Genomic DNA, 15,410 nt, shown 5'->3' on the forward strand with positions numbered 1-15,410 from the left:
CACTTCCGTCAGTTGTGGGACTGCAACGGCAGTCGAGGGTCGATGTCCTGGTGATCCCAGCTTCCGCGTAGCCAGGTGTGTTGCGGATCGTCACAGATGTTCCACGCCCGGATCTCGCCCGAACCTGCCATGACGTTGAGGTAGTACATGTGGTGCCCCGGAGCTGCGATGGACGGGCCGTGATAGCCGTGCGGCACGAGGACGACGTCGCCGGAGCGGACTTCTTCGAGCACCTCGATTGGTCGCTCGGCGGTTCCGTACACGCGGTGGTAGCCGAATCCTTCGGTGCCGGTGGGGCTTCGGTCGATCTCGAAGTAGTAGATCTCTTCCAGGGCTGATTCGACGTCGCTGTTCTCGTCGTGCTTGTGGCTGGGATAGGACGACCAGTTCCCGCCGGGGGTGATGACCTCACACGCGATGATGGAGTCTGCCTCGAAAGTGTCTGCGGTGGCGAAGTTGTGAACCTGTCGGCTGCAATTTCCGGCGCCGCGGAGTTCGACCGCAACTCCTGATGCGGGACCGTAGCGATGGGGGAGCTTTGCGTCGGCGCGTGCTCCGCACAGCGCAAAGCGGCCTCCGTCTGCGCTGGCGACCGAGTAGTCGGCGTCGCGTCCTACGTACGCGAAATCGCTCGGACCGTCGAAAACCGATGCGCGGCCAGTCAGGGGGATCTCCGTACCTTCGGCAACAACCACGGCCGAACCCGCCAGTGGAACGACGATTATCTCGTTCTCGCCGGACTGCAGGTGGACGTCAGCGCCAGGGGCGAGTTCGAGTGTCCACAAGCTGGATTCGGTCCACCCGGCGGACTCTGGTGTGACCACTGTCGTGAAATCACCGTCGGCGGAAGAGCCGGCGGGGACGTAGTACTTACTGAACATCTTGCTCCTGCCAGATCGGGTCTAGTGGACGAGCTTGACTGCGGTGTCGACGGCAGCCGTCACGTCGCCGTCGGGTGGGTAGAGCAGCGCGCGCCCGACTATCAATCCGCGCACGGACGGCAGCTGAAGGGCAGCGTCCCACTTTGCGTACGTCTCTTCCGGCGCGATCTGCGGATCGCCGCCCAACAGAAGCGTCGGGAGAGTCGTCGCATCCATGACCCGCTCCATCTCGTCGACGACTGGCAACTTCATCCACGTGTACGCCGAGGTGGAGCCGAGGCCCTGGGAGATATGGATGGACTTGATGACGGCGTCGGGGCTGAGATCGTTGACCACCTTGCCGTTGACGCGACTGGAGAGGAACGGCTCGAGCATCGCGATCAGTCCGGCCGCGGCCAGTTCGTCCACGGCTTCGGCACATGCCGTCATGGTGGGCAGAGTGCCCGCGTCGTCAAGGGCGATGCGCAGCAGCATCTTTCCGCCGTTCATGCCGAACTTCGCGGTGCCGGCCGCGGTGTATCCCGTCATGCGGTCGTCGAGTTCGAAGCTCGCACCTGCCAGACCGCCGCGGTTCATCGACGAGAAGACGACCTTGTCCTCGAGGGCCCCGAGGAGGAGCAGATCGTCGAGAATGTCCGCGGTACCGAGGACGCCGTCGACTCCGGGATTGTCGAGCGCAGTGCGTAATCTGTCGAGCAGATCGGTACGACTGTTCATCGCTGTCGGCTTGCCGCCGACAGAGAGTGCCCCACGCGCTGGGTGATCGGCAGCGACGATCATCAGTCGACCATTGCCTCGAACAGTGGCGCGAGGAGTTCTTGCAGCCCAGGACTTTTCGATGATCTGCGGATCATTCGCACGCAGCTCCGTCACGTCGGCGTAGGTGGTGGCGAGGGTGCGGGCGGCGAGCTTGTCAGACATTGACTGCCTCCGTTGCTGTGGCTTCGGCGAGATCGTGGACTTCTTCAGCGGTCGGCATCGCAGTGGAGCATTCGAGCCTAGATGCGACTATCGCACCGGCCGCGTTGGCATAGCGCAGTACCTTCTCGAGCGGCCACCCGGCCAACAGACCGTGGCACAGTGATCCGCCGAAGCTGTCGCCTGCTCCCAGCCCGTTGACCACGTCGACGGTGTTGGGCGGCACGGTGATCGACTGCTTTCGCGTTTTTCCGAGAACGCCCTTCGGGCCCTGCTTCACGATGGCCAGTTCGACGCCGAGGTCGAGAAGTGCGTCGGCCGCCTTGTTCGGGTTGGTCTCACCGACCGCGATTTCGCACTCTTCACGGTTTCCCACGGCCACAGTCACGTGTGCGAGGGCGCGCTGCACCTGAGTGGTCGCTTCCTGGGGCGTCGACCAGAACATCGGGCGGTAGTCCAGATCGAGAACTGTCAGCGGGCGGCGTTCGCGGGCTTCCCAGGCGGCGAAGTGTGCGCTGCGGCTCGGTTCTTCGGACAGCCCCGTCACAGTCGACCAGTACAGCGAGGCTGTTCGAACGGCGTCGAGGTCGATGTCTTGCGGGGTGATCCGAAGATCAGGCGCATGCGGCTTGCGGTAGAAGTACAGCGGGAAGTCGTCAGGGGGAAATATCTCGCAGAACGTCACGGGTGTCGGGTACTCGGAATTGGTGACGACAAACCTGTTGTCGACACCGAGACGCGCCAACTCACGTGTGACGAACTTTCCGAAGGGATCGTCCCCGACACCGGAGATCAATGCTGCTCGCCGACCGAGGCGGGCGGCCGCTACCGAGACATTGGCTGCGCTGCCGCCGAGGAACTTGCCGAACGTCTCGACGTCTTCGAGTCCGACGCCCGTCTGAAGTGGGTAAATGTCGACCCCCGATCGGCCGATGGCAAGCACGTCGAAGGGTGCGTCAGGGATGTGTGACCCGCTCTGGTGAGTGTTGATGCTTGTCAAGACTGACTCCCGAGAGTTCGTGGTGGGCTGCCCGCGCAGGGCACCGATGTATGACTGAAACTGTGCGCCGCGACACAGCGATTGTCAACAGTTTGTCCGGACATTATGACTTGCGGTCAAGTGAATGTTAGTGTTCGCATACACTGCCGAGAGAAGTAGCGTCGATACGGCGCCTTCCCAAGACAGATCGGAGTTGGCCGTGGTCGCAGCACTCGCCGTCGAGTTGGACCGCTCGAGCCCGGTGCCGCTGTATTTTCAGCTGGCCCAGGCAATCGAGGGCGCTATTCTCGGTGGCGAACTTGCCCCAGGTGATCGCTTCGAGAACGAACTGGCGTTGGCCAAACGGCTCAATCTCTCCCGTCCGACCACGCGACGCGCGATCCAGGAACTGGTGGACAAGGGCCTACTTGTTCGCAAGCGGGGAGTCGGAACGCAGGTGGTGCAGAGTCCGGTGCACCGCCCGGTCGAGCTCACCAGCCTGTTCGACGACCTCGCTAGAGCCGGCCAGGCGCCGACGACCAAGCTGCTCGAGTTCACGGTGGGAGTTCCCGGCGAGGACGTTGCCGCGGAACTCAACCTCGAACCCGACGCTGAAGTGGCCACCATCAGGCGTTTGCGGAGCACCAACGGTGAACCGCTGGCAGTGATGACCAATTACATTCCGGTGGACATCGCACCCGATCCCGAGGAGTTGGAGACGCAGGGGCTATACCAGACCTTGCGAACTCGCGGCGTTCACATCCGTGTGGCGCGGCAGCGAATCGGCGCTCGGGCGGCGACTCGCGAAGAAGCAGGATTGCTCGACGAGAAAGTGGGTGCTGCCCTCTTGACCATGAGCCGCACTGCATTTGACGATTCAGGTAGCGCCGTCGAGTACGGCAGCCACTGCTACCGAGCGTCGCGTTACTACTTCGACACCACCGTGGTCGACCGCTAGATCTCGATCCCGGTGACACGAGTACCCGCCTGACCGAGTCAGTGGGGGTGATTCGTTATCCCAGCATTTCTGCGATCCTTCGATCATTTGACCCGAACGGAGCCTCATGACAGGCATTTCAGTAGCAGTTGCCGGATTCGGATGGATGGGCCGCGTCCACACGCAGGCGTATCTGCGTCTGCGGCAGCACTATCCCCAGCTCCCCGTGATCCGCCTGGCCGCCGTCGCCGACGAGGTGCCAGGCCGAGGGCAGGAAGCGGCGGACCAATTCGGTTTCGAGGCTTTCACCCAGGATTGGCGTGACATCGCGGCCGATCCGACCATCGACGCGGTGAGCATCACGGCCCCGAACTTCTTGCACCGTGACATCGGCGTCGCAATGGCAGAGGCCGGCAAACACATCTGGATCGAGAAGCCCGTCGGGTTGTCCACGGAAGACGCGAAAGCTGTTGCAGCAGCTGTCTCGAAGGCCGGTGTGCAGTCGAGCGTCGGCTTCAATTATCGAAACGCGCCGGCCGTGGCCCTGGCAAAGAGCCTGATCGACACGGGGGAGTTGGGCACGATCACTCATTCACGTTTTCGCTTCCTCAGCGATTATGCGGCGCACCCCGAAGGCGCTTTGAGCTGGCGATACGAGCGTGAGCGCGGCGGCGCCGGAGTCCTGGGTGACTTGGCTTCGCACGGTATCGATCTGATCCGTCATCTCCTCGGCGACGTCGATGCTCTCGTTGCGGATACTGCGATCTTCATCCCGGAGCGTGCGCGTCCGTCCGCCGCGACCAGTGGACATGCACGGTCCAGTGGTGGGGAGATGGGGGCTGTCGAGAACGAAGACTTCGTCAGCGCACTGCTGCGCCTCGGTTCGGGTGGCCGCTGCACCCTCGAAGCATGCCGCGTCGCCGTGGGAGAGCAGAACAACTACGGATTCGAGATTCACGGCACGAAAGGTGCCGTGTTCTGGGACTACCGCCGGATGGGTGAACTGGGCACCAGCCTAGGCTCGAAGTACCAGGACCAATCCGTCACGACGGTTTTGGTCGGCCCCGAGTCGGGCGAGTTCGGCCGCTTCCAGCCTGGCGCGGCCAACGCGATGGGCTACGACGATCTGAAAGTAATCGAAGCTCGCAATTTCATCGCCTCGATCATGGACGGAGCGCCGCAGGGCGCGACCATCGCTGATGCAGTCGCGTCGGCGCAGGCTCTGGACGCGATGGTCGCCTCGGTTTCCTCCGGCGGTTGGATCACTCTCGGCTGATCGACAGCGCCTCCGAAAGGCTCTGGTGCACTGACATTTCCCCGCGGGCTGGCGCTGCTCGTGGCAGCAGCGCTGTTCATGGAGATGCTCGACGCGACGATTCTCGCAACGGCACTGCCGTCGATAGCCCACTCCTTCGGAGTTGGCGCCGTCGACGTCAATGGTGTGCTTCGGTGCGCTGGTACTGATCTCGTCGACGACACCGGACGTCGTTATCGCTGTCGCACTGTTTGTCAGTGGCGCGTTGCGATCCATCGGGTTCACCGCGTACAACAGCTTGGCGTTCGCCGACGTCGACTCGGGTGAGCTGACCGATGCCAATACTCTGTATGCAACGCTGCAAGAGTTGGCATCCGGTCTGGGTATTGCACTGTCCGCGTTGGTGATCACGCTCTGCACACCGTTGGCGGAGTCGGGCGATCTCGGCGGCGGAGCGCCGTTTTCGCTGACTCTGGGTGTTCTTGGAATCATGCTGGTGCCGACGGTGATCGAAAGTTGGCGGCTCCCACGCGATACAGGTGCTGTGGTGTTGGCGCGCCGATGAAGAGGGGCTTCCCGCCACCTTCATCATAACGCGGGACACGGGGCTTGCGGCAAGGCCCGGGTGATGGTGCACACTCGTCTGCTGCGAGCAAGCAAATGCCTTGCCCGAAGGAGGGGATCGCATGAGTGACGTCATCATTGTCCGTGCTGGACCAACCGGATTGATGCTGGCAGGTGAGCTCCGGCTACAGGGCGCCGATGTCGTCGTCGTGGACAAAGACGAGGAGCCGACTCAGTTCGTCCGTGCCCTCGGTATTCATGTTCGCAGCATCGAAATCATGGAGCAGCGCGGGTTGCTGGACAAGTTCCTCGCGCACGGCCGCAAGTACCCGCTCGGCGGATTCTTCGCAGGGATCAGCAAACCGGCACCCGCGCACCTGGATACTGCGCACGGGTACGTACTGGGCATACCGCAGCCCGAGATCGACAGGATTCTTGCCGAACATGCCACCGAAGTTGGCGCGGACATTCAGCGAGGGAAGCGCGTCGTCGCGATCCGTCAAGATACCGACAACGTCACAGCGGAATTATCCGACGGCACAACACTTCACGCGCGCTACCTCGTTGGCTGCGACGGCGGGCGTAGCACCGTTCGGAAGCTGATCGACGTCGGGTTTCCCGGCGAGCCATCGAGCGCGGACACGTTGATCGGCGAAATGGACGTGACAATGCCGGCTGATGAACTGGCCGCCGTTGTCGCCGAAATCCGGGAAACGCACAAACGATTCGGAATCGGACCCGCCGGCAATGGTGCCTTTCGTGTCGTGGTCCCTGCGGCCGAAGTTGCCAGCGGACGCGCGGTTCCGACCACCCTCGACGACATCAAGCAACAACTATTGGCCATTGCCGGCACCGACTTCGGTGTGCACTCCCCGCGGTGGCTCTCGCGCTTCGGTGACGCCACCCGACTGGCGGAGCACTACCGGCGTGACCGGGTGTTCCTCGCCGGCGATGCCGCTCACATCCACCCACCGATGGGTGGTCAAGGCCTCAATCTCGGTGTTCAGGACGCCTTCAACCTAGGTTGGAAGCTCGCCGCCGAGATCAACGGCTGGGCACCGGAGGGCCTGCTCGACACTTACGAATCGGAACGGCGTCCGGTGGCTGCCGACGTTCTCGACAACACGCGCGCGCAGGCCGAGCTGATCTCTACCGCAGCCGGTCCACAAGCTGTGCGGCGCTTGATCTCCGAGCTGATGGAATTCGAAGACGTCAAGCGTTATCTGACCGAGAAGATCACTGCGATCTCGATTCGCTACGATTTCGGCGAAGGCGACGACCTACTCGGTCGGCGGCTGCGGAACATCGCGTTGACCCGCGGCAACCTTTACGACTTGATGCGATCCGGCCGCGGACTTCTTCTCGACCAGGGTGGCCAACTGTCCGTCGATGGTTGGAGCGATCGCGCCGACCATATCGTTGACACAAGCACTGAATGGGACGCTCCGGCTGTCCTGCTTCGGCCGGACGGTCATGTGGCATGGGTCGGGGAAACGCAGGCGGAGTTGGATACTCAGCTGTCCAAGTGGTTCGGCCGGCCGGCGAGGGACCGCGCGTGACCCTTCGATTTCGGTAACCGAGCACCGTGACACCTCGGGTGCATTACCGTTGCCGTTTATGGGACAAGGATTGGGGCAGATCGCGCCCGCGGCCTTGATCGCCGTCGGAGTGCTGATACTCACGGGCTGCACGACCAATGTCGATGTGCCGAAAACATTTGCTGCCACATTGACGGTGACCGGTCAGGCAGAGCAAGTCGAGGCCGGCTCTGGAGAGTGCGTGATCGACTCGATCCGTGTGGCTCCGAACGACCAGATTCAAATTTTCGGGGGCAGTGGCGCTGCGTCCGCCAGGTCGACACTCGAGGTCGAGGCAATCGATCAACTTCCTGACGGAATGAGCACGTGCTCCTACACCGCACATTTTGATGCCGTCCCCGCAAACCAGAGAAACTACGAGGTGAGCTTGGGCCGCTTTTCCCCGGAGTCCTTCAGCTCGGACGAGTTGGAAAACGGTGTCACCTATCAACTGCGCCGGTCCTGACCGAACCAGTTCTCCTTCAGTTTGTATCCGGTCCGACTGTCACTCGGCTCGCTTGGCGGTCCCTTCGCCTGCACGCGGTCGATCCTTACCGGGGTTGATGTAGAGCCGAACCCCCTCGTAGGTGACTGTGTACGGCACGTCGTCGTTGTCCGGGTCGCCGGAGTCCGCAGGATCCGGTAGTTCCGCGATCTGTTCGATTACGGTCTGGGCTCGCGCAGCACCGGGATCGAACATCTCCTGAAACGGTCCGACGAACGATCCGCCGAGTCCGCGGCGCTTTGCCCGGACAGTCGCCCACCCGAACACGCCCAACGGGCCGATCATGGCGAACAGCACCAACAAGTCCCACCCCATGCCACGAGCGTACCGACTGACCGGCATTAAGCGACCCAAGTCTCTTCAGCGCTGCCATCCGTCAGCTCATTCGCCTTTCGGACTGTGCCTTCAGCAACTCTGCAAGATGGTCAGGCGAGATCCGATCGCGAACCGCATCCGTCACTAGTTCGGCCTGCGTCTGAGGCGCGAGGCCGTCGATCGGTTGGTCTCGGTCCAGATTGGTCGGGAAGGCGTAGCCCTCGGCCGAGGCGGCGACGGCGCACCGAACTGCCTCGTCGGACCCCGCCTCGCTGAGAGCGAGCAGTGCCGGATAGATCGCGTTGACGAGTGCCTCCCGGTCGATGGTTCCTTGGGCTCGACCGAAGGCCGACGACACCTGGAGAAGATTTGCCATACGCAGGACGTCCGCGGACTTGTTGTGGCCTGCCGCGTGGAACAGTGCTGGGTTGAAGAAGACGGCATCTCCCTTCTTCAAAGGTAATTGGACGTAGTTGGCTTCGAAGAACTCCTTGAACTCGGGACGCTCGAACGCGAGGTATCCGGATTCGAATTGCTGGGAGTATGGCAAATATTTCGTCGGTCCCGTCTCGACTGGCATATCCACGTGGGCGACTGCACCTTGCAAGGTGAGTGCGGGGGTCAAGCGGTGAACGTGCGCCCGGAACTTCGCAGCGACGTCGCTCGACATGAAACCGAGGTGGTAGTCGCGATGCGGGTTCTGCGCGATGCCACCAGGATTGACGACGTTGACGTCCGACGTCACCTGGTACATGGGGCCGAGCCATGCTTCGGAAGCCAGAGCGACGATGCAGTTCGAGTAGTAGTCGACGTAGGCGCCGGGATCTTCGAGCGCCAACTTCATCTGTGCGCCCCAGATTCGGTCATTGGATCCGGGTTTGGCGAAGTGATCCCCGGACGTCGCGCCGGATTCGTGTTGGCGCGCAATGATTTCACGAAAGACCGCACTGGCGCGATCCAATACCTCCGCGTCGAACGCGCCTTGGAAGACTGTGATACCTGGACCGGTAAGCAACGCCCGGGCGATCTCGTCCTGAATCTCGGCGCGGATGTCAGGATTCGACGATGGGTCGACCAGCGCATCCGAGCGGTAGAGAAGGACGCCGTCGGCCACCGAGTGGGCGTACGGGTAATCGGCGAGGTCTGTCTCGTGTGCGACCAGAGCGGCGAAGTCTTCGATGGTGCAATCTTCTCGGTGCAACCTACCCGCGGACGGCACGGTGTGGTCGGTCAGTGCTGGAGTCATTCGGGGACCTTTCCTGCAGTGTTCAAGATGCGCTGTACCTCAAAGACTGCCAAGGAGAAGTCATCGAAACTACCCCTGGAACCCATCAAAAGGACCTCAGGAAGCGCTCCCCGTGGACTCGACCAGTGACGGAAGATCCGCGCGCTGCGACGGGATCACGTTCCCGGGGGAGGGCTAGAGAGTAAAGGCCTTCCGGAAAGCAGTGAGTGCGGTTTCACTGTCTCCGGACGCCCAACCCTCCAAACCGATTGTGCCGGTGTAACCCTGGTCGGCGAGAACGCGTGCGATCGCGGGGTAGTTGATCTCGCCGGTTCCGGGTTCGCAGCGACCTGGTACATCGGCCACCTGAACCTCTCCGATGTTCGCACCACAACGCCGCACGAGTTCGATGAGGTTCCCCTCGCCGATCTGCGCGTGGTAGAGGTCGAGCATCATCTTGAGGTTCGGGTGTGAGACGGATTCCACCAGTGCCAGAGTGTCTTTGGCTCGGGCCATCGGTACACCAGGGTGGTCGACGATCGTATTGAGGTTCTCGAGGCAGAAGACAACTCCGGCGTCTTCGCCGAGGCGCGCGATCTTCTCGAGTGCGCGGCCGGCGGTCAGCCACATCGCCCCGGTAGTTCGATACTGCGGGCGCGCAGCCTGCCCGTCGATCAGCTCACCGGTATGGAAGTTCAGCCGTGGAACGCCAAGTTTCGCTGCCGGAGCGAGGCACAGCTGCGCCGTGCGTACGAGTTCGGCGCTGCCCGCCTCGTCGAACAAATCGCCGTGCAGGTAGCCGGTCATCGAGGAGAACCGAGCTCCGGTGGCGAAAAGAGCGTCGAGGTCCTTGTCCTGCCAACTCCAGATCTCTGCCGCAAAACCCGCATCCGAGATCCGCCGAACACGCTCGACGAAGGGGAGCTCGGTGAACGTCATTTCGGCGGAGACCGCCAAGTCGAAGGGGTTCATCGCGGCACCGACAACAGCGACACCGGCAGCCCGGTTTCCACGGATTCTTTTGCAGCCAAGGCAATTTCCAGGGCGTTGCGAGCATCGAGACCGTCGACCGACGGCGCACTGCCGGAGCGGATGCAGTCTGCGAAGTGCGCCAGCTGGGCAACATATGCGTCGTGAAACAGTTCGATGTTCACCCGAGGTGTGTCGGCCAGAACGCCCGGTGCGCTGTAATGACGCATCGCGGTCCGCGTGACCTCGCCTGCACTCACCATTCCACCGGAACCGAAAACTTCGCCGCGAACGTCGTAACCGTAGGTGGCTTGGAAGCTGGCCTCGGCCGACGCGAGGGCGCCGTTGTCGAAGCGCAACTGAACCATCGACGTGTCGAGGTACCCCTGCTCCTTGTACTGCGGATGGATGAGAGCATCGGCCTGCGCGAACACCTCGACGACGCGTGCGCCGGGGTTGAGCCAGAGCAGAGCGTCGAAGTCGTGAATCAGCGTCTCGTTGAAGATGGTCCACGGCTTGACTCGGGAGGCGACGTCGGCGGTGATTCCCGGATCGCGGGTCAGAGAACGAAGTAGCTGTGGGGTTCCGATCCCGCCGGCGGTGATCACGTCGTGGGCCGCGGTGAAGTCGGCGGCGAAGCGCCGGTTGAAACCGACTTGCAGCGCAACGTTGTTCGCGGCACACGCGCCGATCGCGCGATCGGCGTCCTCGAGTGTCAAGGCCATCGGCTTTTCGCAGAAGACATGTTTGCCGGCCTCCGCGGCGGCCACCACGAGATCGGTGTGAGTTGATGCGGGCGTACTGATGAGCACCGCTTCGACGGTCGGATCGGCAATCAGCTCAAGGGCGTCGGTGTACGCGCGGGCGTCGGGACTGACACGTTCGATCAATGACGCAGCAGCGCCGGGCGCCGGATCGGCGACGGCGACCAGACGGGTGCCGGGGATGCGCAGCGCGACGGACTCGCCGTGGAAACGGCCGATCCATCCGGCGCCGATGAGACCGACTGCAACAGAGGCAGACATGGGGGCTCCGTTCGGAGTGAGAATGAGAAACTAGATCGTTCTAGTGATGCCAGTAAAGCGCCGGTTGCGGCGCGCGTCAACGTTTGCGTGCATATTTGCTGGAACGATCTAGTCTGTTGAGGTGAACAGTCGACGCCCCACCTTGCAGGATGTTGCCGATCTGGCCGGAGTGTCACGCGCACTGGTGTCCATCGTCATTCGTGATGTCCCGGGTGCCAGCGATGCGACGCGGGTACGGGTCAAGGCGGCCGCGGACGAACTCGGCTATCGACCCGACAACGCGGCGCGACTGCTGCGCCAACATCGCAGCCGCCTGATCGGTGTCAGTTACGTTGCGGCGCAAACATTTCACGCGGAGCTGCTCGACGAAATCTATGTGGCCGCCGAACGGTCGCGCTACGACGTCGTCCTCAGTGCGGTCTCGGAGCGACGGCCGGATTCTCGTGCAACGCGGACCCTGCTCGACGACCGGTGTGAGGCGATCTTGCTGTTGGGTTCACAGGCGCCGGAAGCAGAGATCGTCGACCTGGCCGACAAGGTTCCCGTTGTCGTACTTGCACGGAAGATGTCGTCAGTGCACGTGGATGTTGTCCGAACAGATGACGAGGCGGGCGCGGTGATGGCCGTGAATCACCTCGTCGAACTCGGGCACGGCTCGATCGCCCACGTCGACGGCGGGCGAGGCCCGGGCGCCCAGGAACGGCGTCAGGGCTACCGCAAGGCCATGCGAGCGGCAGGTCTGGAGCCGAGAATCCTTCCGGGCGGTCTCACGGAGGAGTTCGGCGCAGCTGCCGCCAGGTCGATGGTCGAGGGTGGGTTACCCGGGGCGGTCTTCGCTTTCAACGATCGTTGCGCGCTCGGAGTCCTGGACGTCTTCTTGCGTGCCGGAGTCTCGGTGCCCGGCGACGTCTCCGTGATCGGATTCGACAACAGTGCATTGGCGGGTTTGGCGCACATCGATCTGACCAGTGTCGGGCAGGACACGGCGTTTCTGGGCGGCGCCGCGGTGGAGCGGATCTCCGAACGTCTCGACGCCGGAAGTGGACTCTTGGGCAAGGACATAGTCGTGCAGCCACAACTGGTGGTTCGAGGTTCAACTGGACCCTCAGTGCGTTGACCTGGCATTTTCACTGCATTCGGGTAGCCTGCCTTTGATAAGCAGTCCTAATGTCAGAACAAACTATTGACATTCGACTGTGACGGGTATTACATCTTTCACATACAACCGAGCACCATCCGTTCGCGGGCCGTTGGTTGATGTCGAGAGGGAGTTCACATGTCGTTTCTCACGGGGCGCAAGAGCGTTGCCGTACTGGCCGGAGCCTCAGTCGTGGTCCTGGGTCTGGCCGCCTGTTCCAGCACCGGTGGTAAGCCGGATTCTTCCGGATCCGGGATGGGCGCGGGTACGGCGGACACGCCCCGCGCCACCATTGCGATGATCACCCACGAAGTTCCCGGTGACACGTTCTGGGATCTGGTGCGCAAGGGTGCCGAAACCGCAGCGGCGAAGGACAACATCGAACTTCGGTACTCCGCCGATCCCGAGGCGCCGAACCAGGCAAACTTGGTTCAGAGTGCGATCGACAGCAAGGTCGACGGGATCGCCGTCACCCTCGCGAAGCCTGACGCCATGGTTGCCGCGGTCCAAAGTGCCACCGCCGCGGGCATTCCGGTGGTCGCCCTCAACTCGGGCCTCGAAACCTGGAAGGACATGGGCGTCAAGGAGTACTTCGGTCAGGACGAGTCGATTGCCGGTGAAGCTGCCGGCGAGCGACTCAACACCGAAGGTGCCACCAAGGTGTTGTGCGTCATTCAGGAGCAGGGCAACGTGAGCCTCGAATCGCGCTGTGCCGGTGTGAAGAAGTCGTTCAAGGGAACGACGGAGATTCTCAACGTCAACGGCAAGGACATGCCGTCGGTGGAGTCGACCATCACCGCGAAACTTCAACAGGACCCGGCAATCGATCGAGTTCTCGCGCTCGGTGCGCCGTTTGCCTTGACGTCCGTGACGTCGGTCGGCAATGCGGGCAGCAAGGCGAAGGTCGTCACCTTCGACACGAACGCGGCTCTCGTCGACGCCATCAAATCCGGTGACGTGCAGTGGGCAGTGGACCAGCAACCCTTCCTGCAGGGCTACCTCGCCGTCGATTCGCTGTGGCTCTACCTCAACAACGGCAACGTGATCGGCGGCGGCTTGCCGACCCTGACCGGACCCGCGTTCATCGACAACACCAACATTGACTCGGTCGCCGAGTACGCCAAGAACGGAACTCGCTGATCCGGGCGCACGGAGGGCTGAGAATCCGCCCGCCGTGCGCCTGTCCAGCACGGAAGGGAAATCATGTCCACTCAGGCAGATCTCGACCTTGCCGCCCACAAAGTCGTGACCGATGAACGGGTGAAGGAGCAAAAACGCATTCAGCGTCTGCTGCTCCGCCCCGAGATGGGTTCACTTGTCGGCGCCATCGCCATCTTCATCTTCTTCTGTATCGTCGCGGCACCGTTCCGAACTCCGGAAGCGCTTGCGACAGTGCTCTACTCCAGCTCCACGATCGGCATCATGGCTTGCGCGGTCGCCCTGCTCATGATCGGCGGCGAGTTCGACCTCTCCGCCGGCGTCGCAGTCACCACGTCCTCGCTCGCCGCGTCGATGATCGCCTACAACCTGCACCTCAATCTGTGGGTGGGCGCGATTCTGGCGCTGGTCGTCTCGCTCGCTGTCGGATTCTTCAACGGCTACCTCGTCATGAAGACGAAGATTCCCAGCTTCCTCATCACCTTGAGTTCGTTCCTGATGCTGACCGGTATCAACCTGGCCGTCACCAAGCTCGTGAGTGGTCAGGTGGCCACACCCAGCGTCTCCGACATGGCCGGATTCGATTCCGCGAAAAAGGTATTCGCGTCGTCGTTCTCGGTCTTCGGGGTGTCCGTCAAGATCACGGTCGTGTGGTGGCTGCTGTTCACCGCGATTGCCACGTTTGTTTTGTTCAAGACCAAGATCGGCAACTGGATCTTCGCGGTCGGGGGCAATCAGGACAGTGCCCGCGCGATCGGTGTGCCGGTGACGGCAGTCAAGATCGGTCTGTTCATGACCGTCGGCTTTGCTGCCTGGTTCGTGGGCATGCATCTGCTGTTCTCGTTCAACACCGTTCAGTCCGGCCAGGGAGTCGGTAACGAGTTCCTGTACATCATCGCCGCAGTCATCGGCGGTTGTCTGCTCACCGGTGGTTACGGAACCGCGATCGGCGCTGCGATCGGTGCATTCATCTTCGGTATGACCAACCAGGGCATCGTCTACGCAGGCTGGAACCCGGACTGGTTCAAGTTCTTCCTCGGCGCCATGCTGCTGTTCGCGGTCATCGCCAACAACGCATTCCGCAACTACGCTGCGAAAAGGTGACACATGAGTACCACAGCTGAAGTTCCCGCTCTCTCGAACTCGGGCGGCAACGTGCCACTGATCGAGCTCAAGGACGTCGGTAAGCAATACGGAAACATCATCGCGCTCAAGGGAATCAACCTGCGCGTCGGCGCGGGTGAAGTGACCGGCGTGCTCGGTGACAACGGCGCAGGCAAGTCCACGCTGATCAAGATCATCGCGGGTCTACACCAGCAGAGCGAAGGTGAACTGCTCGTCGACGGCGAACCCACGACGTTCCACTCTCCGAAAGAAGCGCTCGGCAAAGGCATCGCGACGGTCTACCAGGACCTCGCCGTCGTTGCGCTGATGCCGGTGTGGCGCAACTTCTTCCTCGGGCAGGAACTGCGCAAAGGCGGCCTGATCAAGTCGCTCGACGCCAACGCGATGCGCGCGACGACTCTTTCGGAACTGTCGAAGATGGGCATCGAACTGCCTGACGTCGACGCACCGATCGGCAGCCTCTCCGGCGGTCAGCGTCAGTGTGTTGCCATCGCCCGCGCCATCTTCTTCGGCGCCCGCGTGCTGATTCTCGACGAGCCGACAGCAGCGCTCGGCGTCAAGCAATCGGGAATGGTGTTGCGCTACATCACCGCCGCCAAGGAGCAGGGTTTCGGCGTCATCTTCATCACGCACAACCCGCACCACGCGTACATGGTCGGCGATCACTTCGTACTCCTCAACCGAGGACGTCAGAAGCTCGACGCCAAGTACGACGACATCTCGCTCGAAGAACTGACCAAGGAGATGGCAGGCGGTGACGAGCTCGAGACACTGACCCACGAGCTTCGCCGCTAGATCAGAACGTCACAACTACTGCCTCGGTTCGAATCGAACCGAGG

16 protein-coding genes are annotated in these 15,410 nt (G+C 62.3%); 9 read left to right on the plus strand and 7 right to left on the minus strand.

Features of this window, described 5'->3' with window-relative positions:
* Nucleotides 1-8 precede the first annotated feature (8 nt).
* Genes iolB through iolC form a run of 3 tightly spaced genes read right to left on the minus strand, consistent with a single transcriptional unit; the run spans nt 9 to nt 2,799 of the window.
* Nucleotides 9-881 carry a 5-deoxy-glucuronate isomerase gene (gene iolB / locus ACSW29_RS11350; protein ID WP_448277251.1) on the minus strand — a complete coding sequence of 291 codons (873 nt, stop codon included), beginning with the start codon at nt 879-881 and terminating at the stop codon, nt 9-11.
* Nucleotides 882-902: 21 nt separating this feature from the next.
* Nucleotides 903-1,802, minus strand: coding sequence for a Cgl0159 family (beta/alpha)8-fold protein (locus ACSW29_RS11355; RefSeq protein WP_448277252.1), 900 nt, complete (start codon nt 1,800-1,802; stop codon nt 903-905).
* Nucleotides 1,795-2,799, minus strand: a complete 1,005-nt coding sequence (gene iolC / locus ACSW29_RS11360) for a 5-dehydro-2-deoxygluconokinase (RefSeq protein ID WP_230812382.1) — start codon at nt 2,797-2,799, stop codon at nt 1,795-1,797. The genes ACSW29_RS11355 and iolC overlap by 8 nt, the downstream gene beginning before the upstream one ends.
* Before the next feature lie 199 nt (nt 2,800-2,998).
* Here iolC and ACSW29_RS11365 point away from each other — a divergent pair, with 199 nt between their 5' ends.
* From ACSW29_RS11365 to ACSW29_RS11385, 5 genes are all read left to right on the plus strand, one after another.
* Entirely contained in the window at nt 2,999-3,736 is a 738-nt protein-coding gene (locus ACSW29_RS11365) for a GntR family transcriptional regulator (protein ID WP_230812384.1), read from the plus strand.
* Between the two features lie 106 nt (nt 3,737-3,842).
* The gene (locus tag ACSW29_RS11370; RefSeq protein WP_448277253.1) at nt 3,843-4,991 is read left to right on the plus strand and encodes a Gfo/Idh/MocA family protein; all 1,149 of its coding nucleotides are present in this window, start codon (nt 3,843-3,845) and stop codon (nt 4,989-4,991) included.
* Between the two features lie 142 nt (nt 4,992-5,133).
* Nucleotides 5,134-5,535, plus strand: coding sequence for a hypothetical protein (locus ACSW29_RS11375; RefSeq protein WP_448277254.1), 402 nt, complete (start codon nt 5,134-5,136; stop codon nt 5,533-5,535).
* A gap of 121 nt (nt 5,536-5,656) precedes the next feature.
* Entirely contained in the window at nt 5,657-7,093 is a 1,437-nt protein-coding gene (gene iri / locus ACSW29_RS11380) for a rifampin monooxygenase Iri (RefSeq protein WP_448277255.1), read from the plus strand.
* A 58-nt stretch (nt 7,094-7,151) separates the two neighbouring features.
* Entirely contained in the window at nt 7,152-7,577 is a 426-nt protein-coding gene (locus ACSW29_RS11385) for a hypothetical protein (RefSeq protein WP_230812387.1), read from the plus strand.
* A 39-nt stretch (nt 7,578-7,616) separates the two neighbouring features.
* Here the strand turns inward: ACSW29_RS11385 and ACSW29_RS11390 are convergent, their stop codons facing one another.
* The 4 genes from ACSW29_RS11390 to ACSW29_RS11405 form a co-directional block, all read right to left on the minus strand.
* Nucleotides 7,617-7,931, minus strand: coding sequence for a hypothetical protein (locus ACSW29_RS11390; protein WP_448277256.1), 315 nt, complete (start codon nt 7,929-7,931; stop codon nt 7,617-7,619).
* A gap of 61 nt (nt 7,932-7,992) precedes the next feature.
* Complete coding sequence (locus ACSW29_RS11395) at nt 7,993-9,177, minus strand: phytanoyl-CoA dioxygenase family protein (protein ID WP_448277257.1); 1,185 nt, start codon at nt 9,175-9,177, stop codon at nt 7,993-7,995.
* Nucleotides 9,178-9,351: 174 nt separating this feature from the next.
* Entirely contained in the window at nt 9,352-10,128 is a 777-nt protein-coding gene (locus ACSW29_RS11400) for a TIM barrel protein (RefSeq protein ID WP_448277258.1), read from the minus strand.
* The gene (locus ACSW29_RS11405) at nt 10,125-11,150 is read right to left on the minus strand and encodes a Gfo/Idh/MocA family oxidoreductase (protein WP_448277259.1); all 1,026 of its coding nucleotides are present in this window, start codon (nt 11,148-11,150) and stop codon (nt 10,125-10,127) included. Before ACSW29_RS11405 ends, ACSW29_RS11400 begins: the two co-directional genes overlap by 4 nt.
* A gap of 121 nt (nt 11,151-11,271) precedes the next feature.
* On the opposite strand from ACSW29_RS11405, the gene ACSW29_RS11410 reads away from it, so the two are divergent.
* The 4 genes from ACSW29_RS11410 to ACSW29_RS11425 all read left to right on the plus strand — a co-directional run bounded on the left by ACSW29_RS11410 (nt 11,272) and on the right by ACSW29_RS11425 (nt 15,366).
* Entirely contained in the window at nt 11,272-12,267 is a 996-nt protein-coding gene (locus tag ACSW29_RS11410; protein ID WP_448277260.1) for a LacI family DNA-binding transcriptional regulator, read from the plus strand.
* Nucleotides 12,268-12,426: 159 nt separating this feature from the next.
* Entirely contained in the window at nt 12,427-13,428 is a 1,002-nt protein-coding gene (locus ACSW29_RS11415; RefSeq protein WP_317825352.1) for a substrate-binding domain-containing protein, read from the plus strand.
* 63 nt (nt 13,429-13,491) lie between these two features.
* On the plus strand, nt 13,492-14,550 hold the full coding sequence (locus ACSW29_RS11420; protein WP_003940759.1) for an ABC transporter permease: 1,059 nt from the start codon (nt 13,492-13,494) through the stop codon (nt 14,548-14,550).
* Between the two features lie 3 nt (nt 14,551-14,553).
* On the plus strand, nt 14,554-15,366 hold the full coding sequence (locus ACSW29_RS11425; protein WP_007727336.1) for an ATP-binding cassette domain-containing protein: 813 nt from the start codon (nt 14,554-14,556) through the stop codon (nt 15,364-15,366).
* The last annotated feature ends 44 nt before the right edge of the window (nt 15,367-15,410 follow it).

The organism is Rhodococcus sp. GB-02 (assembly GCF_053470465.1).

Excerpts from the sequence above, each read along its gene's own strand:
- iolB (WP_448277251.1), bottom strand. The coding sequence starts at position 881 with ATGTTCAGTAAGTACTACGTCCCCGCCGGCTCTTCCGCCGACGGTGAT.
- ACSW29_RS11355 (WP_448277252.1), bottom strand. The coding sequence starts at position 1,802 with ATGTCTGACAAGCTCGCCGCCCGCACCCTCGCCACCACCTACGCCGAC.
- ACSW29_RS11370 (WP_448277253.1), top strand. The coding sequence starts at position 3,843 with ATGACAGGCATTTCAGTAGCAGTTGCCGGATTCGGATGGATGGGCCGC.
- iri (WP_448277255.1), top strand. The coding sequence starts at position 5,657 with ATGAGTGACGTCATCATTGTCCGTGCTGGACCAACCGGATTGATGCTG.
- ACSW29_RS11385 (WP_230812387.1), top strand. The coding sequence starts at position 7,152 with ATGGGACAAGGATTGGGGCAGATCGCGCCCGCGGCCTTGATCGCCGTC.
- ACSW29_RS11390 (WP_448277256.1), bottom strand. The coding sequence starts at position 7,931 with ATGGGGTGGGACTTGTTGGTGCTGTTCGCCATGATCGGCCCGTTGGGC.
- ACSW29_RS11395 (WP_448277257.1), bottom strand. The coding sequence starts at position 9,177 with ATGACTCCAGCACTGACCGACCACACCGTGCCGTCCGCGGGTAGGTTG.
- ACSW29_RS11400 (WP_448277258.1), bottom strand. The coding sequence starts at position 10,128 with ATGAACCCCTTCGACTTGGCGGTCTCCGCCGAAATGACGTTCACCGAG.
- ACSW29_RS11405 (WP_448277259.1), bottom strand. The coding sequence starts at position 11,150 with ATGTCTGCCTCTGTTGCAGTCGGTCTCATCGGCGCCGGATGGATCGGC.
- ACSW29_RS11415 (WP_317825352.1), top strand. The coding sequence starts at position 12,427 with ATGTCGTTTCTCACGGGGCGCAAGAGCGTTGCCGTACTGGCCGGAGCC.
- ACSW29_RS11420 (WP_003940759.1), top strand. The coding sequence starts at position 13,492 with ATGTCCACTCAGGCAGATCTCGACCTTGCCGCCCACAAAGTCGTGACC.
- ACSW29_RS11425 (WP_007727336.1), top strand. The coding sequence starts at position 14,554 with ATGAGTACCACAGCTGAAGTTCCCGCTCTCTCGAACTCGGGCGGCAAC.